This is a genomic window from Flagellimonas sp. ABD4_174, assembly GCF_056160185.1.
Genome location: NZ_JBSWWP010000001.1, coordinates 2,218,266 through 2,240,531, shown reverse-complemented (window position 1 = coordinate 2,240,531; position 22,266 = coordinate 2,218,266). Strand labels below are relative to the sequence as shown.

Below are 22,266 nucleotides of genomic sequence, written 5' to 3'. Positions count from 1 at the left end.
AAAGAGAAGCCGTATCGGCTTCTTTTTTGTTTTACCCATATTTAATAATTAGCCTTTACTACATTGTAAGGGCTAATTTTTTGGTCCATATCAACCTGTGGCAAATTCAGTGAAACTAAAAAAGCAACCTTATTGGTTGCTTTTTTAATTAGGTATATAGGGGAACTACGTTGGTTTAACCCTGGAATTGGCCTTCCTCATCATCACCACCATCATTTTGTCTGTCCCGACCGCGCTGGCGTTCCTTTGGTTGATTAAAACGATAGATAAAAGATAAGTTTACTTGTCGTTTTCTCCATTGGAACTCACTATCTGAGGTGAAAGTAGGCGTTTCGGTAAAAGATTGCCTTTTTCTTGAATTAAAAACGTCGCTCACATTTAAAGATACTGTTGCATTGTCCTTTAAAATATCTTTGCTCAATGCTAAGTTTAAAGAGAACATAGCTTTGCTATCTGTTTGTGCATTTTGTCTTGGGCCCATGTAAAACGAGTTGGCCTGAAGATCGATTTTGGCAGGTAAAGTAAATTTAGAACTGAACCTGGCAAACCAGCTGGAATTGTCCGTTCCATACTCAACACCATTGAACTGTCCTTCAGAACTAAACGTAAAGAAGTTTACACTACCGTTCAGGCGCCACCATTTAAATGGGCTATATATAACGCCAGCTTCCGCACCAATACGCTCGTTCGTGGATAGATTAATGGGAACCGAACGAATGATCTGTATACCATCGGAGGTTAGCTGCCCCGTTTCTTCTTGGATTCGTTCAAACGAATTTGTTTCTTTTTGGTAGTAAACGGAGGAAGTGAGGGTCAATTTTTTCCATCTTTTTAAGTAACCAAGATCAAATGCGTTTGCGAATGCCGGATCTAAATCTGGATTACCTTGAAAAACATTGGTTCTACTGGATCTTGATGGAAATGGATTGATGAACCATCCCCTTGGTCTGTTTATCCTTCGGTTGTACCCCAAGGAAATATTTTCCGTTTTGGATAGTTCGTAGATCAAGTTCACGGTAGGGAAAAGCCCCAAATAGTTTTTATCAAAATTTAAATCAACATCTTCCCCCACAATTTCCTGTAAACCATCAATGTCCACACTGGAATCTACATTGCCCCTTAGTTCCGTGTTTTCCAATCGCAGTCCTAAAAGAACAGATAACTTTCCATATTTGTTGCCATATTGGGTGTATAGCGCATTTACGTTTTCGTGGTAGGTGAAAACATTGGTAAGATCCTCGTTCATTTCAAACTGACCGGTGCCTTGGTTTAAGGTATCCAATTGATAATCGCTGACTTGTTTTTCGAAAGTACCTCGGTACCCAGCTTCGAATTGTGCATCGCCCATGGGCAAAACATAATCTATCTGAGCCAAAATATCGTCTTGGGTCTCTATTTCATATATATTTTCACTTGCCAATAAATCCGTGTTCGGTACTGTATTCGATTCCAATATCTGGGTCAAAACATCCTCATCATCATAAGAATATTGAAAATCGGCAGTTAATTCATGCCCATCATCATTGAACTTATTGGTATAATTGAAAGAGAATTGATAACTGTTGTCGTTCTCCTTTTGATCTTCACTTCTAAAGGTTCTGCTCTCAAGCGTACCATCGTTAAAACGTTGGTTGTCATTCTCGGTCAAATCGTTTTCATCCGACCATCTGTAAAAGAAGCTACCGGTAATGGATGATTTTTCGGTAAGAAAGTATTCCATTCCGATGTTAACGCTAATACCATCATCATTCCTGCTAATGTCCCTATCCTCCAATATCCTGTCAAAATCACTGGCATCGGTTAGGTATCTGTTATCAAAAAGTCCACCACCCGGTGACTCACGGTGAAAATATCCGATTGTGTTGAAAATGTTGAACTTTTCTGTTCTGATATTAAAGTTGGATGTAACCCTGGCATTGAAAGGATCACCAATGGTTGTATTGATGGAACCGTTGATCCCAAGGGTCTTTTCCTTTTTTAGTACAATGTTTAAAATACCTGCCGTACCTTCTGCGTCATATCGGGCCGAAGGACTGGTAATTACTTCCACCTTTTCAATGGCATCGGCAGGTAATTGTTGTAAAATATCGGTAGATCCAAATCCTGCCAATGCAGATGGTTTTCCGTTGATCAGAATTCGGACATTATCATTGCCACGTAAGCTAATGGCTCCTTCTACATCTACAGAAACCGATGGAATGTTGCCCAAGGCATCGCTAACGTTACCACCACTCGTGGTAATGTCTTTTCCTATATTATAGACTTTTTTGTCCAACCGTACTTCTACAGTGGTTTTTTCGCCGACCACTTCTACTTCCGCAAGTTGTGCCACATCCGGGGATAATGATATGGAACCCAAATTAATGGACGAGTTATAGGTTTGTCCTTTTAAAGAATAGGATTTATAGGAGATGTATTCCACGCTTATGTTGTAGGTGCCCGGGGTGGCTTCGACCTCAAAATTACCCGAGAGGTCCGTTATTCCACCGGTAACTTGCTCCGGATTATCCGCATTTTGCAATACGAAGGTGGCATATTCCAGGGGTTGTCCGGAATCGGAATCAATAACTTTTCCGGTTATTGTGATAGGCTTTTGGTTTTGTTGTGCTGCGCCTTGAAAGATAGACAGGGTAAATAGCAACAACGGGATAAGTATCCTTTGCATAGTTTGATTTTTACGCTGCAAATGTGAAAGAAAAAACAAGGGATGCGAAATATTAATCCCCGAACAACGTAAATGATCCTGCGAATGACCTTAACGAATTGTTAATTCTTGCCCTTCTTATTCTTTTTCTTCTTCTTTTTCTTTTTTGGCTTGAATCTGTTTTCTTGAAGTTCCATAAAGGCGTCGTATTTATCCTCGGGAAGTCCGGCCTTTAATTCAGCCTCTTGGCGTATACGGATTTTTTCAACCTCTTCTTTCATTTTAAGGGGTTCCAGTTCCAAAATCTGAAGTTCTATTCGTTGCTGCACGGACTGGATCAAAGCTGTACGTACCACGGCTTGCTCAAATGGATCTAGATTAATGGCCTCCGATATGGATGGCATTTGCTCATCTACAATTTCTTCGGCGGTTAGTGGTGTTTCCTCTTTTTGCGGGGTTGTTGGACCGGCTTGGGGTACAGAGCTCATTCTTCTGCCAAAACGGTTGCCATATGGGGAGCCATATCCATATTGTGCGCTGATATCGTTTATGGCGAACATGCCGACCAACAAGGTCGCAATAAATAGTGAATGGGTACTTTTCATGGGGTAAAGATAGTATTTTAGGTTTTCTTTGTTTGGATCTACCCTGTTAAATCATGTTGGAAATCAAGCTTATAACAGCTTTGATATGTTCTCGGGAGGTCTGCCGACCACAGCTTTTTTCCCATCGACCACAATGGGTCTTTCAATTAATTTAGGGTAGTTTGCCATCGCGGAGATAACTTCATCATCCGTTAAGTTCCGCCCCCTAAAGTTCTCTTTCCAAATGGACTCATTTTTTCTAACAAGGTCTATCGGTGCAATGCCCAAATATGAAATCAGGGCTGTTAGTTCTTCCTTGCTGAGAACATCATCTAAATATTTGATGACTTCAAAGTCTTTCCCCGACTTTTCCAAAATGGCCAATCCTTCCCTGGATTTTCTACACCGTGGATTATGATAAATTTTGATCATATTTCAATATGTTTAAACTAATTGCTGCCGACCGATTATTCTTCTTTTTGTCCCATCATCATTAAATAGGCCTTTAAAAATGCATCGATTTCCCCATCCATAACGGCATCTACATTTCCGGTTTCTTCGGCCGTTCGAACGTCCTTCACCAATTTATAGGGGTGCATTACATAATTTCGGATTTGCGATCCCCATTCGATCTTCATTTTTGAAGACTCGATTTCTGCGCGCGCTTCCTGCTTTTTACGAAGTTCGATTTCGTAAAGTTGCGATTTCAACATTTTCATGGCCGTAGCCCTGTTATCGTGCTGCGATCGAGAATCGGAACAGGAAATTTGGATTCCAGTTGGTTTGTGAACCAATTGAACTTTGGTTTCTACCTTGTTTACATTTTGTCCACCTGCACCACTAGATCGTGCTGTGGTTATTTCAATGTCCGAAGGATTTACCTCTATCTCAATGCTGTCGTCCACCAAGGGGTACACATAAACAGAAGCGAAGGAGGTGTGCCTTTTGGCATTGCTGTCGAAAGGGGAAATGCGGACCAAACGGTGTACGCCGTTCTCACCTTTTAACCAACCAAAGGCATATTCACCCTCTATTTCCAGGGTAACCGTTTTAATTCCTGCAACATCACCTTCTTGGTAATTGAGTTCTTTTACCTTGTAGCCGTTCTTTTCGGCCCACATAAGGTACATGCGCATGAGCATAGAAGCCCAATCACAGCTTTCGGTCCCACCAGCGCCCGCGGTAATCTGTAGCACTGCGGTAAGCTCATCGCCCTCATCCGAAAGCATATTTCTAAATTCCAATTTTTCAATGGACAATTGTGCTTTTTCGAACTGCTTGTTTACCTCTTCTTCGGTAACTTCTCCGGCCTGCTGAAATTCAATAAACACCTCAAGATCACCGACCAATGTTTTGGCCTCTTCGAAGTCTTCTACCCATTTCTTTTTGGATTTGATGGACTGCATTTGTTTTTGGGCTTCTTGCGGATTGTCCCAAAAACCTGGAGCAAGGGTTTTTTCCTCTTCGTTCTCTATTTCGATAAGTTTGGCATCGATGTCAAAGATACCTCCTTAACGCACCAAGGCGCTCAATAAGATCTTTCTGTTGATCTGTGGTTACCATGTAATATATTTTGGGGTAAAAATAAGTTTCTTTCCTCACATGACCTTATTATAAATGGAATTCTATCAAACAACTTGTGTTATTGTGTCCGAGCTCATATATTAAAGTAAAACGGAAGTTGATTTTTCAATTTATTGGGATAGAATAAGACAGTGCAAACTGTTTTTTAAAAATGATTTGCATATTTTTAAGGCAACTAATTCAACCAAATTATGAAGAACTCAACTAAGCTCATGGCCCTATTGTTGTTTGTGGGCTTTACCATGGGGGCACAAACGTTCGAGAAGGTTAAGGACTTTCAAAAGTTTAACGGCTATTTTAATTTTTATTACGATGACTCCAACGATAAGATTTACGTCCAAGTCGATGAGTTGGAAAAAGAGTTTTTGTACGTCTACTCTTTGAGCAGTGGAATAGGAAGCAACGATATTGGTCTAGATCGCGGGCAATTGGGCAACGAACAGGTGGTCTATTTTAAAAAGGCAGGGAACAAGTTGCTACTTGTGCAGCCCAACCAAACTTTTAGGGCCATTACGGAAAATGAGCTCGAGAGAAAGTCTGTGGAGCAAGCCTTTGCCAAGTCAATTCTGCATGGTTTTGATGTGGTAGAAGAGGCGAGCGGCAGTTATCTTATAGATTTTACCGATTTTCTGGTGCGCGACGCACATGGAGTTTCCAATCGTCTAAAAAGATCTAAGCAAGGCTCTTACAGTTTGGATAAAAGTAAAAGCGCATTCGCATTGGAGCGTACCAAGGCTTTTCCAAAAAATGTAGAGTTTGATGTAACCCTTACCTTTAAGGGAGATCCACAAGGTGCCTGGATTCGTTCAGTTACACCTACACCAAGCTTGGTCACAGTGGCACAACATCATTCATTAATAGAATTACCTGATGATACATTTGAAAAAAGGCTGTACGACCCTCGAAGTGGTGGCTACCCATTTACCTATTATGATTATGCCACTCCGGTTCAAGAATCTTTGGTAAAGCGCTTTATCCGAAGACATCGATTGGAAAAAAAAGATCCTAACGCAGCTATAAGTGAACCCGTTGAACCAATAATTTATTATTTGGACAATGGGACACCGGAACCCATTAGATCAGCTTTGTTGGATGGTGGCAAATGGTGGAATCAAGCCTTTGAGGCGGCAGGCTATAAAAATGCATTCCAAATGAAAATTCTGCCGGATGACGCCGATCCATTGGATGTGCGTTACAATGTAGTACAATGGGTACACCGATCGACGAGGGGTTGGAGCTACGGGGCAAGTGTTGTTGATCCCAGAACAGGGGAAATATTAAAAGGACATGTTAGTCTGGGCAGTTTAAGAATTCGTCAGGATTTTATGATAACACAAGCTTTAATGGACAAACCATTTGCCGAAAGAGATGATAACCATAAAGAAATGCTGGAATTGGCACTTGCCAGAATCCGACAACTCTCCGCACACGAAATAGGACACACACTCGGGTTTGCGCATAATTTTGCGGCAAGCACCAACAATAGGGCTTCTGTTATGGATTATCCACACCCACAATTTGAATTGGAAGGCGATAAGATTAGTTTTAAGAACGCATACGATACAGGAATAGGAGAGTGGGACAAGGTAACCGTAGCCTATGCGTATTCAGATTTTCCCGAAGGAACAGACGAGACTGCCGCGCTCAATGCCATATTAAAAAAAGCCCAGGACGATGGATTGCGCTATATCTCCGATCAAGATGCAAGGCCAAAAGGAGGTGCGCACGCATTGGCCCACTTGTGGGACAACGGTAAAAGTGCAAGTAGCGAATTGGAGGAAATGCTGAAAATAAGGGAGACGGCCATACATAATTTTTCTATCGACAATATCCGAAACGGGGAAGCATATTCCGTTTTGGAAGATGTTTTTGTACCCCTTTATTTTTTCCATCGGTACCAAACCGAAGCAGTATCCAAGGTAATTGGCGGCTTGGATTATAATTATGCCGTAAAAAATGGTGGGCAGTTTCCAGTGAAGCCAATTGGTCAAGCTGAGCAAAAAACAGCTATGGAATCCATTCTAAAAACCCTGGATGCCGAAGTAATTGCAATCCCTAAGGACAAATTGAACCTATTTCCTCCTCGCGCCATCGGATTTAACCGTTCCAGGGAATCCTTTAAAGGAAGAACAGGGGTTAGTTTTGATGCATTGTCCGCATCGGAAACGGCCGCAGATATGACCCTGGAATTATTATTGCACCCAGAACGGGCCTCTCGACTTATTCAGCAAAAAAGCATGGATAAAGGACAGATGGGGTTAAAAGATGTGTTGCAAAAAACAATTCAAGGCACTTTTGATCTATCACATCGAGACGCCTACCATCAAGAAGTGCAGAACACTATAAATTTCAGGGTGCTCTACCATATCATGAACCTTGCGGCTCACGACCAAGTTCACCCACAGGTAAATGCGATTGCCAACCAAACTTTAAGTGAACTAAAAACACAGTTGTTGAGCAATGGTAAAAATGCAATATCAACCGAAATGGTAAAAAGAATAGATGCCTTTACCAAAAAACCATCCGATTTTAAACTGATCCCAGTTTCTAAAATCCCTGATGGTTCGCCTATTGGCATGGATTGTATGGACTAATTTTATTTATGGAGATAAACTTAATAAGTGACACGGTCACTAAGCCTTCGGCAGCAATGTTGGAGGCCATGATGAAAGCCAAAGTTGGGGACGATGTGTTCAAGAACGACCCTACTGTGAATGAGTTGGAAGCCAAGGTCGCGGATTTTTTTGGTATGGAGGCGGCACTGTTTTTTCCAAGTGGTACCATGACAAATCAGACTGCAATTAAAATCCATACCAATCCAGGAGATCAATTGATCTGTGATAAGTACTCCCACATATTTAATTATGAAGGAGGTGGTGTGAGTTTTAACAGTGGGGTTTCCTGTAGATTGGTAAATGGGCATAGGGGAATGATGAAGGCGGAACAAGTCGAGGAATCCATCAACCCACCGGATTTTTACCATAGTCCATTGACCACATTGGTAAGTATAGAAAATACAACGAACAAAGGTGGCGGGGCTTGTTGGGATTTCGAAGAACTACGTAAAATCCGAGAAGTCTGCAATAATCATGGTCTAAAATATCATTTAGATGGTGCGAGACTTTGGAACGCCTTGGTAAAAAAGGGAGAAGATCCAAAAGCCTACGGTAAGTTATTCGATACCATTAGCGTTTGTTTCAGTAAGGGAATGGGGTGTCCCGTAGGTTCGGTTTTGGTCGGTAGCCAAGAAGATATGGACAAAGCGATTCGAATTCGCAAAATTTTTGGCGGAGGAATGCGCCAATCCGGTTATTTAGCGGCAGCGGCTATCTACGCGCTGGAAAATAATGTGGATAGATTGGTGGAAGACCACAAAAAAGCTGAAGAGATCGGGAAGGTGCTCACATCTCTCGATTTTATCAAAAAGGTGGAACCTATCGAGACCAATATCATAATTTTTGAAATTGATGAGCAAAGCATGTCGTCCGAAGAATTTCTGGAACGATTGGCCGAAAATAAGGTTTCCATAATTGGAATGGGACAGGGAAAACTGCGTATAGTCACCCATTTGGATTACACCGATACGATGCACCAACACTTTTTAAAGGTTTTAAAAAGTATAGGGTAACAGGGTGATCATTTCGAGGGCGAAGGAGAAGCGTGAAAAGCAATTGATTGTATTCGGTCTAACATTAAAAGTGCAAAGGTGTCTAAAACTCCAAAATTCATGGGGTTTACACCAATGGAACGAATTTTCTCGAAGATAAAATGTATAAGTGCAAGAACACTATACTATTCGACCTTATACTTTTTTATCTTTAGACCTTTAATCTAAACAAAATCCAATTATCCAACCCTGTTCGCGATACGCTTTGCACTTGAACGGACAATCGAATTCTAAAGTTTAGCGTTTCAATACTTACATCAAACCAAGACTACTTCATAAAAGCATCCATTCCCGGAATGTTGGGCATACCCTCCTTGGCTACAGCGGCCAATTCGGCTTCATTTATTTTGGAGGCTTTCTCAATGGCCTTGTTTAGGGTAAGTACCAAATAATCTTCCAATTGATCTTTATCTTCCAACAAAGAGTCATCAATGGAGATGGATTTTATTTCACGATTGGCGGTTAACGTTACTTTAAGGAGTCCGTCCGAGGATGCTTCATCTACCATAACGGAGTTCAATCTTTCCTTGGTGGCTTCAACTTTCTTTTGGGTTTCTTTTAATTTACCCATCATTCCCATTAAATCTCCAAACATAACTTTAATTTTAGGGCTTGCAGGACCGCTGTCCGAACAAGCATTCTATCTATAATTGTTTAAACTAAGTTCAAAAGTAGTAAATTGGTCAAAACACTAACAAATGAAACAATCCATTTTAAGAATTTCTATTCTGCTTTTATGCCTTATTTTTGCCCCCGCTTGTAAAAACAACAAAGAACAATCCATGAGTACAGCTCCGCCGGTGGCACCAAAACATCCAACCAAGCTAGAAAAGCACGGTGATGTTAGAATTGATGATTATTATTGGATGAACAATAGGGAAGATCAACAGGTTCTCGATTATTTAAATGCCGAGAACGATTATTTCCAAAAAATGACGGCCCACACCAAAGCGTTCCAAGAAGAACTTTTTGAAGAAATGAAGGGAAGGATCAAGGAAGATGATTCTTCCGTACCCTACAAACTCGACGGATATTGGTACATAACCCGATACGAAGAAGGAAAGGAGTACCCGATTTATTCCAGAAAAAAAGAAACGCTGGAAGCAACGGAAGAACTGTTGTTCGATTGTAACGTAATGGCAGAAGGGCACGATTATTTTAATTTGAGAGGTGTTTCCATAAGCCCGGACAATACCATGGCATCATTTGGAACCGACACTATTTCCAGAAGACAGTACAATATCCAGATAAAAAACCTAAAAACAGGTGAAATATACCCGGATGTTATCGAAAATACAACGGGCAGCGCAGTATGGGCCAACGACAACAAAACTTTGTTCTACACTAAAAAAGACCCTGTCACCCTTCGTTCCGATAAAATATATAAGCATGTATTGGGCACATCTGCCGACCAGGATGAATTGGTTTTTCATGAAGAAGACGACACTTACAACACCTTTGTTTATAAAACAAAGACCAGAAAATATATTGTAATCGGATCCAGTAGCACCCTTACTTCGGAATATCGCTTTTTAAATGCCGATGATCCCGAAGGCGATTTTAAAATCTTTTCTGAGCGGGAAAAAGGTGTGGAGTATTCCATATCCCATTTTGAAGGTAACTTTTATATACTTACCAATAAGGATGGTGCAACTAACTTTAAGTTGATGAAAACCAACGAAAACAACACTGCATCCGAACATTGGGAAGAGTTTATTCCGCACCAAGAAGATGTACTGCTCGAAGATGTGGAAATTTTCAGGGATTATTACGTGGTTACCGAAAGAAACAACGGTCTCAATCAGATGAAGATTGCCAAATGGGATGGTTCCCTTAGTTATTATTTGCCTTTTGATAGCGAGACTTATGTAGCGGGACCATCTGTGAACTTGGATTTTGACACAAAAATACTTCGTTATTATTATAACGAAATGGGTGAACCTTATGCCATCATCGATTTTGACATGGAAACCAAGACCAAAACGGTTCAAAAGCAACAAGAGGTCCTTGGAGGCAAGTTCGATAAAAATAATTATAGGACCGAACGTATATGGGCCACGGCGAGGGACGGCAAAAAAGTGCCTGTTTCCATAATATACCATAAAAATACCCCACTGGACGGCACAAGTCCTTTGTTGCAATACGGTTATGGTTCTTACGGAGCAACGATGGACCCTTATTTTTCATCCATACGATTGAGTTTATTGGATAGAGGGTTTATTTATGCGATTGCACACATTAGAGGTGGTGAATATTTAGGAAGACCTTGGTACGAAGATGGCAAATTATTCAATAAAAAGAACACCTTCACGGATTTTATAGATGTTTCCAACCACTTGATCGAGAAGAAATATACTAGCTCCGAACATTTGTATGCCATGGGTGGTTCCGCTGGCGGACTCTTAATGGGGGCCATCATAAATATGGAACCAGAACTGTACCACGGCGTAATTGCTGCAGTACCTTTCGTAGATGTGGTAACCACAATGTTGGACGATACCATTCCGTTGACCACCGGCGAATATGACGAATGGGGAAATCCTAATGACAAGGCGTATTACGATTACATAAAATCATACTCGCCGTATGATAATGTTGAGGCCAAGGAATACCCACATATGTATGTGTCCACAGGACTGCACGACTCTCAAGTTCAATACTGGGAGCCTGCCAAATGGGTAGCCAAGTTAAGGGAATACAAAACCGGGGAAAACCTCTTGTTTTTGGATACGAACATGGATGCCGGCCATGGTGGGGCATCGGGCAGATTTGAAGCATTAAAGGAAACCGCAAAGGAATATGCCTTTATTTTGGACCTCGAAGGAAAAGCCCATTAAAAATAAAATGTTACATTTGCACGGAATAAACTTTCGTTTAATCGAAGTTTTGTTCCTACCTAATACCAGTTATGAAGAAACAGATAAATGCGCACAGCAATATCCTAGACCTAATTGGAAGTACCCCCTTGGTTAAGCTAAACAGAATTACCGCCCCTCTTACTGGAAATTTCTATGCTAAACTTGAATGCTTTAACCCCGGACATTCTTCAAAGGACAGAATTGCAATTCATATTATTGAAGAAGCCGAGCGAAAAGGGATTCTTAAGCCGGGTAGCACCATTATCGAGACCACATCGGGCAATACGGGTTTTAGCCTTGCCATGGTAAGCATTGTTAAGGGATACAAATGTATTTTGGCAGTAAGTTCAAAATCGTCCCCGGACAAGATTGATATGTTGCGTTCCATGGGAGCGAACGTTTATGTATGTCCTGCCCATGTAAGTGCAGATGACCCACGTTCGTATTACGAAGTGGCCAAACGTTTGCACAGCGAAACCCCGAATTCAATTTACATCAACCAATATTTTAACGAGCTTAACATAGATGCCCACTATTCCAGTACAGGGCCGGAAATTTGGGAACAGACCAATGGTCAGATTACCCACTTGGTGGCTTGTAGTGGAACAGGTGGTACCATTTCTGGAATTGCCCGTTATTTAAAAGAGCAAAACCCGAACATTAAAGTTTTGGGGGTCGATGCGTATGGATCGGTATTGAAAAAGTACCACGAAACAGGGGAATTTGATCATAACGAAGTTTACCCATACCGAATTGAAGGTTTGGGGAAAAATTTGATTCCTTCCGCTACAGATTTCAATGCAATAGACAGATATGTAAAGGTAACCGATGGCGAAAGTGCCCATATGGCACGTAAATTGGCCCATACCGAAGGTATTTTTGCAGGATATACCAGTGGTGCAGCCACTCAGGCACTGTATCAATTGAACACGGAGGGAGAATTTACGGAAGATAGTAATGTTGTTGTGGTATTCCCGGACCATGGTTCAAGATATATGAGCAAGGTATACAGCAACGAATGGATGGACAACCAAGGTTTTTTCGATATCCAAGATGCCGAGGTTCCCGAAGAAATCAAATACATAAAATAAATAAGTACCCTATAATACCTCAAAAACGGCAATGTAAATTCATTGCCGTTTTTTTTATTTATAAAAATATCGTTATGCGAGGTTCATAAAAATATATACTTTTGCAGATGAATCAATATTAATGTAGATGAGAGATTTATTCGATAGAATCATTGAGAACAAAGGACCTTTGGGTAAATGGGCTTCACAAGCAGAAGGCTATTTTGTATTTCCAAAATTGGAGGGTCCCATTTCCAACAGAATGAAATTTCAAGGAAAGGACGTAATAACGTGGAGTATCAATGACTATCTGGGTCTCGCCAACTTGCCCGAGATTAAAAAAGTGGACGGTGAAGCAGCCATGGAGCACGGAGCAGCCTATCCAATGGGTGCCCGAATGATGAGCGGTCATACCGATTACCACGAACAATTACAGAACGAATTGGCAGAATTTGTTCAAAAAGAAGCCGCTTACCTATTGAATTTTGGATACCAAGGATTTATGTCCGTAATCGACGCCTTGGTGGCCAAAGATGACATAATCGTGTACGATGTGGACTGCCATGCTTGTATTATTGATGGTGTTCGATTGCACATGGGCAAGCGCTTTACCTTTAAACATAACGACCCCGAAAGTTTAGAAAAAAACCTTGAGCGCGCTACAAAATTGGCCAATGAGACCGGTGGTGGAATCTTGGTGATTTCCGAGGGCGTATTCGGTATGCGTGGTGAGCAAGGAATACTTAAAGAAATTGTGGAGCTTAAGAAAAAGTTCCAGTTCAGGCTATTGGTGGATGATGCCCATGGATTTGGAACTTTGGGCAAAACAGGTGCCGGAGCTGGAGAAGAGCAAGGGGTACAAGACCAGATTGATGTGTACTTGGCCACATTTGCCAAATCCATGGCGAGTATTGGCGCCTTTGTTGCAGCAGATAAAGAAATTATAGAGTACTTAAAATACAACCTTCGTTCACAGATGTTCGCAAAATCCTTGCCCATGATCTATGTTAAGGGCGCGTTGAAAAGATTGGATATGTTGCGCACTATGCCAGAACTTAAGGCAAAGTTGTGGGAGAATGTAAACGCGTTACAAAACGGATTAAAGGAAAGAGGGTTCGATATTGGTACAACAACAAGCTGTGTGACCCCTGTTTACCTGAACGGAAGTATACCCGAAGCAATGGCCTTGGTTAAGGACTTGCGCGAAAACCATGGAATTTTCTGTTCCATAGTGGTTTATCCCGTAATTCCAAAAGGATTGATTCTGCTCCGTTTGATTCCAACAGCAACGCACACCATGAAGGATATCGAAGAAACCTTGGATGCATTTTCATCGATCAGGGAGCGTTTACAAAATGGAACGTACAAACGATTGTCTGCTGCCGTGGCAGCTGCAATGGGAGAATAATACCCTTCTTTTAAAAAACACTTTTAAAACTAATTGCAGCGGACTTTGTTCCGCTGCAATGCGTATTGTGTATTTCCTATTCGCCATCTGCCTTGGCGCACATTATTCTCGTTAAATGGGTTTATGCTGGTTTGCCCATCATAATATTGTAACTGTACTGCTGGTTGTCCTTGATAATCCACCAGTTGCCACCGCCCTCCGCTGGACCCACTGGAAATTCCTTGAGCATTGCCATAGTTCCCTTCCACACTAAAAGAGCCATCCGTATTTATGGAAAAAGTACCATTGCCACAAAAGTTAACATAGGTTATGGAGCTGGCCATGCTATCATTTACGTAAGATGTACGCTGATAATAAACCAGTTGACTACCAGCTATAATGTTCCATAGGCCTTGATTGTTCAATTCGGGATACTGAGCTGTGCTGTTTGGTTCCGTAGTGGGGGAGGGGAGAATACGAAAAGTTTCATTTTTGGAAATTTTCCTATTGTCCTTCATAAAAGGCGTAAGATCATAATTGCCTAGATTTTGTAAGTCGGAATATTTATAAAAGGGTTCGTTGAACCCTGTTGCCCTAACACTCATGTTCAGTCCATTTAAAGTTGCCTCAAAATCCACTGGGCCGTCCAATCCAAAGATTTCACCACTAATCCGCGTGCCAGAACCTGTAGCTCTGATCGCAAAACTTGCACCTACGGCCGCTAGCATACCGTGGTATTCATCACCCACACGTTTAAATTGAATTGAGATACTATTGGTACCGTTCACAAAAGTTCCGACAAAGTTGGAGTTTTGAGCACTTGTGCTCGATAGGACAAATAGAAAAACAAAAAGGCTTGAGGCAATCTTTTTCATAGTCAGTGGGTTACCGTATTAAAACTATCAAAAAGAAGCTAATCCAACAATAAAATTAGTTGAGCAACAACAATTCGATCTAAAACTGCTAGTTGGAGACTAGTTTTAGTCCAATTATGGAAACAATCAAAGTAGTTATAAAGAAAAGTCGCCAAAAAGTGGCCGGTTCCTTAAAGACCAAAATTCCTATTAAAACAGTCCCGACGGCACCGATACCGGTCCAAACTGCATATGCAGTTCCTATGGGCAAGTGTTGGGTAACTTTTACTAAAAGGACCATGCTTATGGCCAAACATACCAAAAAGCCCAAATACCAGTAAGTCGCTTCGGTTCCAGATGTTTCTTTGGCTTTTCCGAGACAGGCTGCAAATGCGACTTCAAAAAGCCCGGCAATAATCAATAATATCCAATTCATAGTTTTTATTTTACACCTTTTGCTGTTCACTTTTAACCTTTATGGGTATCCTATTCCAATATTTTTATCACTTTGCATGGATTGCCGTACGCCAACACGTTATCGGGAATATCTTTGGTTACGACGCTTCCTGCACCAATGGTCACATTGCTTCCTATGGTTACTCCAGGAAAAATTACGGAATTCCCGCCCACCCAAACATTATCGCCAATAGTCACTGGCTTGGTATAGGTCAGATATCGGCTCTCGTTCTTGTTTTGAACAATTCTTTCTGAGGCCTTTAATGGATGTGTGGCCGTATAGATTTGAACATACGGGGCGATTAGCCCGTTTTTGCCGATTTTGATTTTATTATTGTCCAAAAACATGCAATTGGCATTGACAAAGGTGTTTTCTCCAATGGAGATATTTTCTCCATAATCGCAATAAAATGGGATTTCTATCCAAACACCATGGGCCTTGTGTTCAAAAAGTTCGTTTAGAATCCGCTCCCGTTCTTGGATTAGTTCGGAATCTAGGTTATTGTAATCTTTCAGAAGTTTTCGTGCTTTATGATAGATTTTAATCAGTTCTGGGTCTCGGGAGTCGTAATATTCCCCATTTAGCATTTTTTCTTTTTCCGTCACAATTGGTTTTTTTAGTGAAGTTCATCACCTTACGATGCCATTTTCTTTTGGTGATTATAATGTAAGTTATTGGTTTGACCCGATAGGCCTTAATTCTGTTTGGACAATGTAATATTATCGCTTAATCCTAAAGTATCAAAAGTAAGTTTTAGCACATATCCAGTCAATATTCGTATCCGGTTTAACGAAATATTTCACCTTGATCGGGAACGACATCTGGAAAGGGGATAGGCGTCATAAAATCTGTGGCGTACAATAAATCAATTTACTACCAGATCAGAATATGGACAATTCGGTCCGAGTGGTAAATTCTTCGAGAAAACGCATGCCTTTGTATGAGTTACCCTTTTGATTTAATGGGGGACTCCAAACTGCAATGGCGTATTCCTTGGGGTGTACGGCCACAATTCCACCGCCGACGCCACTTTTTCCGGGCAGCCCGACCCTAAAGGCGAAATCGCCGGATTCATCATAAAAACCACAAGTTTGCATAAGCGCATTTATTCTTTTGGTTTGGCTCCGGGTTATTATTCGGTTGTTCTTGTGCAGGGTGCAACCGCCATTTGCAAGGAACAAGAAAAGTTGGGATAATTCTTCACAACTCATTTCTATGGAACACATTTTATAGTAAAAATCCAACACATCGGTTGGGTCGTTATCGATATTGTGAAAGGATTTTAAAAAATTACAAAGTGCCGCATTTCTGTACCCCACTTTTTTTTCGGATGCCGTTATTTTGTTTGAATATGATATCGAGTTGCTTTTGGACAGATTTTTAAGGAAGGCCAAAAAATCTTGTTGAGGGTTATTTAAACTGCTCATAAGCACATCGGTGACCACAAGTGCCCCAGCATTGATAAAGGGGTTTCTTGGTATCCCATTTTCTACCTCAAGCTGAACAAGGGAATTAAAAGCGGTTCCGGAGGGTTCAACCTTTACCCTCTGCCATAAATCCTCACCGAGCAAACTGTAGGCCATGGCCAAAGACAGTACTTTTACTATACTTTGTATGGAAAATTTGTCATGGTAATTACCGACACCAAAGTTCAAGTGGTTGGTTGTAGAAATATGGACTCCGAACGAGTCTGGGTCAACATTTTTGAGCTCGGGAATATAGGAGGCCAGTTTGCCTTTGTCTTCAATACCTTTTGTCCTATCAAAAACGCTTTGAACAATCTCTTTAATATCCACAATTTAGTTTTTACAGCTATTTAGAATAGTATGTTGTAAGTTACTATTTTAAAAATGGTAATTTATTATAGAACTTATCAAGAATCTTAAAAAGTATAATAACGAACCGCTGGGCATTAGGCTTAAATCAGTGCTGGTTTAGTCGGATTTTTCGTTTTCCTTCCCGGTACAACCCAACAATCAAACCTACTACACCAATTAAAAGGCAAATTAAGGCCCAAAGTCCAATATTATATTGATCGATCAATATTCTATAGGTAAAGGTAAAAACGAATAGAATTGACCCAAGAATTTGCCAATGGACGTCTTTTTCCAATCTTTCCCCAGTGTCAATGTGCGGCTGTAAATTAAATATAATTTTGATCTCGTTCCACTCCCAGAGTATGAGCCAAAAATTGCCCAGCAGCATTAGCCCGGTGACCACAGGTGTATAGGCAAAGGAATAGGATAATGTTATTACGAAGACATTTAATATGATTGGAAAATTGATCAACGCTCCTAGTTTTGAAAATCTCTGGGTCATTAATAACAACCCAGCAATCAACTGACCCATTCCGATGAATTTCCAATACAAACCGGATTGGTACATAGTTTCAAAAAAATGCCAAGCACTATGTATGGGGTACATTTCACCACTTTCAGTTGTAAATCGATGTCCTTTTATTTTTATAAGACTGGCAAAAACAAATGCTCCGCCTATTAAATATCTTGTATAAACAACACAGATCTGCGGTAATATTTTCTCTTTAATTCTATTCATTTTGTTCGTTGGTCCTATATAGACGAATAGAATATTGGTTTGTTACTTTAAAGTAAAATCTAGAGCGTTTTAGGGTCTGATTCTGGGTCGTTATGCCTATAATATGCCGTGCACGAAAGAGCAGTGAAGTCTCCCTAAAAACCTATTTTATTTTTTAAGGGTAGTTGGGGTTCTTTTATCCGGTGTCGATGTTGTTCTCTTAATATTGATAAAAGGGCTTTTTATTAAATAGAGAAAAGTCTGCTTGTTATCTTCTTCGAATTCGACCAAGCCAAACTTCATTTTTTCCAAAGGCATTGTTTTGAAGGTTCCAAAGATTCGATCCCAGAGGATAAAAATGTCGGCATAATTGGAGTCGGTGTAGAATTGATCTTGTTGATGGTGCACCCTATGATGGTCGGGCATTACAAAAATCAATCCAAATGTAGAGTTCAACCATTTTGGGTAGTTTAAATTCGCGTGCTCCAAAAAGAAGAAAATATAAAGTATGAAATAGTACAATGCCATAGAAAAAACATCAGTGCCAAAAACTGCTGCAGTGACAATATTTCCAAGTCCGAAAACCATGGTCAATTCAATGGGATGAAATCGAAAAACGGTCGAAGAATCCATGGTGGTATCGCTATGATGAACTCTATGGAACCTCCAGAGCAAAGGTATTTTATGGGTGGCCCTGTGTATCCAATACGCCGTAATATCGTAAAATGCCACGGAAACAGTCAACTTTGCCCATATAGGCAGTTCAAAAAGATAAAGGAGCCCCACGCCATTGTTGTTCAACCAATCAATTGAGAATACCTGAAACGTAACAAAAAAAATGTTTATGCCTACCAGTACAATTTGGAACAGCACATTCTGTAATAGATGATGGGCCCTTTTCTGAAAATTGAATGGTGACCCCATTATTTGTTCCAGGGTAAAAAACAGGGCGATCAATCCTATAATAATGTAATTGGGATCAATACCCAGCAATCTATTTAGAAACTCCATGTCTGTACTTGTTTTGTTTTTAATTTTTATATTTTTTGTTCTGATGGATTTAAAAGCGTGGGCTTCATTGAAAAATATGTATTCCTTTTGACTAATTGGTAGAGTATCCAATGAACAAACGGCGTCAATACCATGGCCAGTTGCCGCTTTCCATTCCAATTGCACAATATGCTCCTATACGTATATTTTCGATGCCTTATGCTCGTCTTTTATTCAGATTTATGAACTTCAAGTTCGATTTCTACCATAAATTCCGGCAATGCCAACCCCTTTACTTCGAGCCAAGAACCAGTTGGAAATCCATTTTTGTATATTTCGGCGCGGTAGGCAGATTTTTCTATCATTTGTGCCATATCGGTTGTAAAAATGTCTTCTTTTACTACATCGTCAAATGAGCAACCATAGTGGTTTAATATTTTTTCCAAATCAGCATAACAATTTTTTATCTGCTGTTCCAAATCTCCTATGGCGGTCGGGTTACCTTCATCATCCATGCTAACAGCTCCAGAAATTTTAATGGTATTTCCAATTTTTACGGCGTGAGAATATCCATAGGCCTTTTCTATATCTGGCCTTAACAAAAAATATTCAGGTTTTTCGGATTCAACTATTGTTTCGTTTTCAATTTCTTTGGTTTGCTGCTGCTGCTTTTGTTCACAGCTTTGAAACATCAAAGTGAAGATTACAAGTGTTGAGGATAAGATTAGTTTGGCGGTCGTTTTTTTCATAATTGTGATTGTTTAATGTTTACTTTGGTCAGTTTTGGACTGTCCCGTTTATAATGGAGCTATCCCAATTTGTTTCACCGGGTAGTTTGTATTTAATTTTCCAATAATCTTGGCATTGGTCAGTGATTGGCAATACATATGCACAACAACCGATAATAACTTCGAATAGAGCAGGAATGCGGCGCATTTGCTCTAAACGAAATTTTAATTTGTTAGGGGGGAGTTTGTTTAAAGTTAGTAAGATTCCGTTAACATTCCCTAAAACATTTAAGGAAAGTGAACAATTAGTGTGTTGAAAACAAAAAAGTCACGTTCATTTTATAAAAAAGCATATAAATAATGTTTAAACAGTTGTTTTTGATCACACTAAGGTTGGATTGCTTTAGAAAAAAGTCAGGTCTTCGGGAATTGTATCGAACAAATTGTTGAAGTTGGTGTTTTCTATTGCGGAATCGGTGATGCGAACCAGGAATGGAAATTGGCTCAAAAGACATTTTTAGTCCAGTTTTTTGTTGTATATATTATTTTTCCAATTTATTAGTTGTGGCTACTTCTCTGTGTAATTTCCATTTCCCATCATTCTTATCCTTTTTTAATATAGCCAAGAAAGTATCCTCAATTTCTACCGGTTCACCTTGCTCATTGGTATAATACACAGAACTCGTTCCAAAGTCATATGCTACGCTGTCACTTACAATTATTGTTTCTTTAGGATTCATAATTAAACTGTCGTAACTAAAAGAGCCGACAGGTTCATTTCGTAAACGTTTGTATTCTTCCCAAGTTCCACAAATAGGTGTTAAAGATATTACATCTTTAGTGCCAAAATTTCTTAAATCAGCGTAACGTTTTTCTTTAATGGCCAATTGAAATCCATTCCGAGTTTCTTCAATGGAGGCTAATTCAGCTTGAATGTCAAATTTGTTTACATCAGTCGATTTGATTTCTGATCGATTGTTTTTTCCATTACAAGAAATAAGAAATAATGTCAGAAGTATTAGTAATAAGTTTTTCATTTTATTTAAGTTTTAGTTGGTGTAAGTTATTTAATCAGTTTTATTGCCCAATCATCTCTTGTTTTTATTAAGTTTCTAAGGGCGTGTTTTACAATCCATTGCCTTTCCGTCGTCATTTCTTCTTGTTTCCAGCTTTCTACGATTTCCTTACCAACAGAAAAGTTATCTTTAAGTATGTCGTTTAAACAATTACCTACAGATTTTTGAACATATTTGGATGTATCATCTTTTAAGTTTTCTAAAATAGGAGTTATTGGGGATGGATCTTGAATAAAAACATCTAGTTTTTTTGCCCAAGGCAATCTAGGTCTTACTCCTTCACTTGCCAACCGTCGAATATGAAAGTTTGAGTGTTTTGACCACTTTACCATTTGCTTTAGTGTTTTATCAAAGTGATGCAAAATATATGGGCGAATAGCATATTCGCTTGTATTCCTCTTGGTTATTTCTTCTAAGGCGGCCATCGATTTTTCAAAATCATTTAAACCATATTTTTCTACATATTTTGCAATGGGCATTACCCAATAATACTCAGTGAACATTCCAGTTTCATTGCTGTTTTCTGGACCTAATATGTTAATTAGTTGAGGGAGTCCTAAGTTGTAATCCTGCTCAAAACTATTATGCAATTGGTCTGCAATTAATTCTACTCTACCTTTTAGCTCAAGAAAATCTAATTTCGATTCAATGTTGTGTATTAGAACTGTTTTGTTGAAAGCAGAATTATTTGAAGATAATTTTTCTGCAAGTTGGGTAACTAAATCTTTATCAAACCAATATTTTAATTTTTTATAGGCCACTCTTTAGTTGGTTACAATGTGCTTATGCAATGTTGAGCTTTGGTTATTTTTTTATTTGGCTATCTAATACTTCAAGAATACGGTTAATCCTTTTCATTAAAGTTAAGGATTCTTGATTATTGAACATATTTAGTGTTAATGACCAAGCAATGTTACCTTCTAATTTTGAATCTCCCATAAGCTCATTGGTAGTCCTTGTTATTAGTTTTGATTTTCCAGGCACTAGGTTGTTAACTTGTTTGGATTCTAATAAGTTTTTTGGCGTGCCTTTCCAATAGGTGTATACCATATCACGCTGTATATCTACTTTATTTAAGTAAGGATACAGATCTTGTTCACAAAACCTAAGAAATATTTGCTCTACTTCTTGAAGTTGAATCACATCGGTGCTCCAATTAACGAGTAGTTGCTTTAACTCTTCGTCTTTCAAAATTTCGATATTTCCAGAGCTCACTAAGTCGTTTTGAATAGGGTCAAAGGTTGGGGGCTGAATAGTACTTAAAAAAACAAGGATACTATCGAGTTTGGCATTTTCTGGTTGATTATAATATTCCAATAATCGCCTACAATTTTCAATCAATGTATTTCTGAGTTGAATTTTATCCAGCAGTTGATCTCTATTGGATATAAATTCCTTTTCAAGTCTTTTTAAAATAGCTTGCTCCTTAATACTATCTTTACGTTGCTCGTTCCAGTTGTTGATCTGTAATGCAATCAAAATTCCGATGACTACGAGTACAATTTCCCCAATCGCATATTTCAGGTACTTTCCAATTTTCCCTTCGGATAGTAAGCTTTGTCTAATTTTCCTAAAGAATTTTATCATTTATTAGTGGTTGGTTATAACGATGCACAACAATCGATAATAACTTCGAATAGGGCAGGAATGCGCCGCATTTGCTCTAAAGGAAATTATATGTTCTTAGGGGGGATTTTGTTTAAAATTAGTAAGATTCCGTTAACCTTCCCTAAAACATTTAAGAAAATGAGGAATTACTTTTGTTGAAAACAAAAAAGTCACGTTCATTTTATAATAATACGTATGTAAAAATGTATAAAAGTTGTTTTAGA

Annotated in this window: 20 protein-coding genes; 5 read left to right on the top strand and 15 right to left on the bottom strand. The window is 39.5% G+C overall.

All coding sequences use genetic code 11. From position 1 onward, the window contains the following. Positions 1 to 175 precede the first annotated feature (175 nt). From ACXAFK_RS09940 to prfB, 4 genes are all read right to left on the bottom strand, one after another. Positions 176 to 2,665, bottom strand: coding sequence for a TonB-dependent receptor (locus ACXAFK_RS09940; protein WP_474957645.1), 2,490 nt, complete (start codon positions 2,663 to 2,665; stop codon positions 176 to 178). Between the two features lie 101 nt (positions 2,666 to 2,766). Next, entirely contained in the window at positions 2,767 to 3,249 is a 483-nt protein-coding gene (locus ACXAFK_RS09935; protein WP_252079655.1) for a hypothetical protein, read from the bottom strand. A gap of 69 nt (positions 3,250 to 3,318) precedes the next feature. Next, complete coding sequence (arsC, locus tag ACXAFK_RS09930) at positions 3,319 to 3,660, bottom strand: arsenate reductase (glutaredoxin) (protein WP_474957644.1); 342 nt, start codon at positions 3,658 to 3,660, stop codon at positions 3,319 to 3,321. 35 nt (positions 3,661 to 3,695) lie between these two features. Beyond that, positions 3,696 to 4,791, bottom strand: a protein-coding gene (gene prfB / locus ACXAFK_RS09925) for a peptide chain release factor 2 (RefSeq protein WP_474957643.1) whose coding sequence is annotated in 2 segments (ribosomal slippage) — positions 3,696 to 4,727 and positions 4,729 to 4,791 — 1,095 coding nt in all. Because the reading frame shifts where the segments join, the coding sequence is not laid out codon by codon here. Between the two features lie 212 nt (positions 4,792 to 5,003). Between prfB and ACXAFK_RS09920 the strand changes: the two genes are divergently transcribed. Then, entirely contained in the window at positions 5,004 to 7,406 is a 2,403-nt protein-coding gene (locus ACXAFK_RS09920) for a zinc-dependent metalloprotease (protein ID WP_474957642.1), read from the top strand. Between the two features lie 8 nt (positions 7,407 to 7,414). Further along, positions 7,415 to 8,440 carry a threonine aldolase family protein gene (locus tag ACXAFK_RS09915; RefSeq protein WP_474957641.1) on the top strand — a complete coding sequence of 342 codons (1,026 nt, stop codon included), beginning with the start codon at positions 7,415 to 7,417 and terminating at the stop codon, positions 8,438 to 8,440. Between the two features lie 307 nt (positions 8,441 to 8,747). Here the strand turns inward: ACXAFK_RS09915 and ACXAFK_RS09910 are convergent, their stop codons facing one another. Then, a complete protein-coding gene (locus tag ACXAFK_RS09910; RefSeq protein ID WP_293295321.1) occupies positions 8,748 to 9,074 on the bottom strand; it encodes a YbaB/EbfC family nucleoid-associated protein in 327 nt (108 codons plus the stop codon). 103 nt (positions 9,075 to 9,177) lie between these two features. Between ACXAFK_RS09910 and ACXAFK_RS09905 the strand changes: the two genes are divergently transcribed. The 3 genes from ACXAFK_RS09905 to capB all read left to right on the top strand — a co-directional run bounded on the left by ACXAFK_RS09905 (position 9,178) and on the right by capB (position 13,815). Beyond that, positions 9,178 to 11,316 (top strand): S9 family peptidase, encoded by a 2,139-nt coding sequence (locus ACXAFK_RS09905; RefSeq protein WP_474957640.1) that lies wholly within the window; start codon positions 9,178 to 9,180, stop codon positions 11,314 to 11,316. Positions 11,317 to 11,387: 71 nt separating this feature from the next. After that, entirely contained in the window at positions 11,388 to 12,428 is a 1,041-nt protein-coding gene (gene capA, locus ACXAFK_RS09900) for a cysteate synthase (RefSeq protein WP_474957639.1), read from the top strand. 127 nt (positions 12,429 to 12,555) lie between these two features. Beyond that, positions 12,556 to 13,815 carry a cysteate-C-fatty acyltransferase gene (gene capB, locus ACXAFK_RS09895; RefSeq protein ID WP_224837311.1) on the top strand — a complete coding sequence of 420 codons (1,260 nt, stop codon included), beginning with the start codon at positions 12,556 to 12,558 and terminating at the stop codon, positions 13,813 to 13,815. A 29-nt stretch (positions 13,816 to 13,844) separates the two neighbouring features. Here capB and ACXAFK_RS09890 read toward each other — a convergent pair whose 3' ends face one another. From ACXAFK_RS09890 to ACXAFK_RS09845, 10 genes are all read right to left on the bottom strand, one after another. Then, the gene (locus ACXAFK_RS09890) at positions 13,845 to 14,669 is read right to left on the bottom strand and encodes a hypothetical protein (protein ID WP_474957638.1); all 825 of its coding nucleotides are present in this window, start codon (positions 14,667 to 14,669) and stop codon (positions 13,845 to 13,847) included. Between the two features lie 88 nt (positions 14,670 to 14,757). Continuing rightward, positions 14,758 to 15,084, bottom strand: a complete 327-nt coding sequence (locus ACXAFK_RS09885) for a DMT family transporter (protein WP_252079664.1) — start codon at positions 15,082 to 15,084, stop codon at positions 14,758 to 14,760. A 50-nt stretch (positions 15,085 to 15,134) separates the two neighbouring features. Continuing rightward, on the bottom strand, positions 15,135 to 15,710 hold the full coding sequence (locus ACXAFK_RS09880; protein WP_474957637.1) for a sugar O-acetyltransferase: 576 nt from the start codon (positions 15,708 to 15,710) through the stop codon (positions 15,135 to 15,137). A gap of 276 nt (positions 15,711 to 15,986) precedes the next feature. After that, the gene (locus tag ACXAFK_RS09875; RefSeq protein WP_474957636.1) at positions 15,987 to 16,901 is read right to left on the bottom strand and encodes a glutaminase; all 915 of its coding nucleotides are present in this window, start codon (positions 16,899 to 16,901) and stop codon (positions 15,987 to 15,989) included. Positions 16,902 to 17,028: 127 nt separating this feature from the next. Continuing rightward, positions 17,029 to 17,661: a hypothetical protein gene (locus ACXAFK_RS09870; protein ID WP_474957635.1), complete on the bottom strand. Its 633-nt coding sequence runs from the start codon at positions 17,659 to 17,661 to the stop codon at positions 17,029 to 17,031. A 147-nt stretch (positions 17,662 to 17,808) separates the two neighbouring features. Then, on the bottom strand, positions 17,809 to 18,651 hold the full coding sequence (locus ACXAFK_RS09865) for a sterol desaturase family protein (RefSeq protein WP_474957634.1): 843 nt from the start codon (positions 18,649 to 18,651) through the stop codon (positions 17,809 to 17,811). Positions 18,652 to 18,860: 209 nt separating this feature from the next. Beyond that, on the bottom strand, positions 18,861 to 19,379 hold the full coding sequence (locus tag ACXAFK_RS09860; RefSeq protein WP_293295316.1) for a RidA family protein: 519 nt from the start codon (positions 19,377 to 19,379) through the stop codon (positions 18,861 to 18,863). A gap of 521 nt (positions 19,380 to 19,900) precedes the next feature. Next, on the bottom strand, positions 19,901 to 20,395 hold the full coding sequence (locus ACXAFK_RS09855) for a Cif family virulence factor (protein ID WP_474957633.1): 495 nt from the start codon (positions 20,393 to 20,395) through the stop codon (positions 19,901 to 19,903). Between the two features lie 26 nt (positions 20,396 to 20,421). Next, entirely contained in the window at positions 20,422 to 21,195 is a 774-nt protein-coding gene (locus tag ACXAFK_RS09850) for a DNA alkylation repair protein (RefSeq protein ID WP_474957632.1), read from the bottom strand. 43 nt (positions 21,196 to 21,238) lie between these two features. Further along, positions 21,239 to 22,021 (bottom strand): DUF6090 family protein, encoded by a 783-nt coding sequence (locus ACXAFK_RS09845; protein ID WP_252079669.1) that lies wholly within the window; start codon positions 22,019 to 22,021, stop codon positions 21,239 to 21,241. Positions 22,022 to 22,266: the final 245 nt, after the last annotated feature.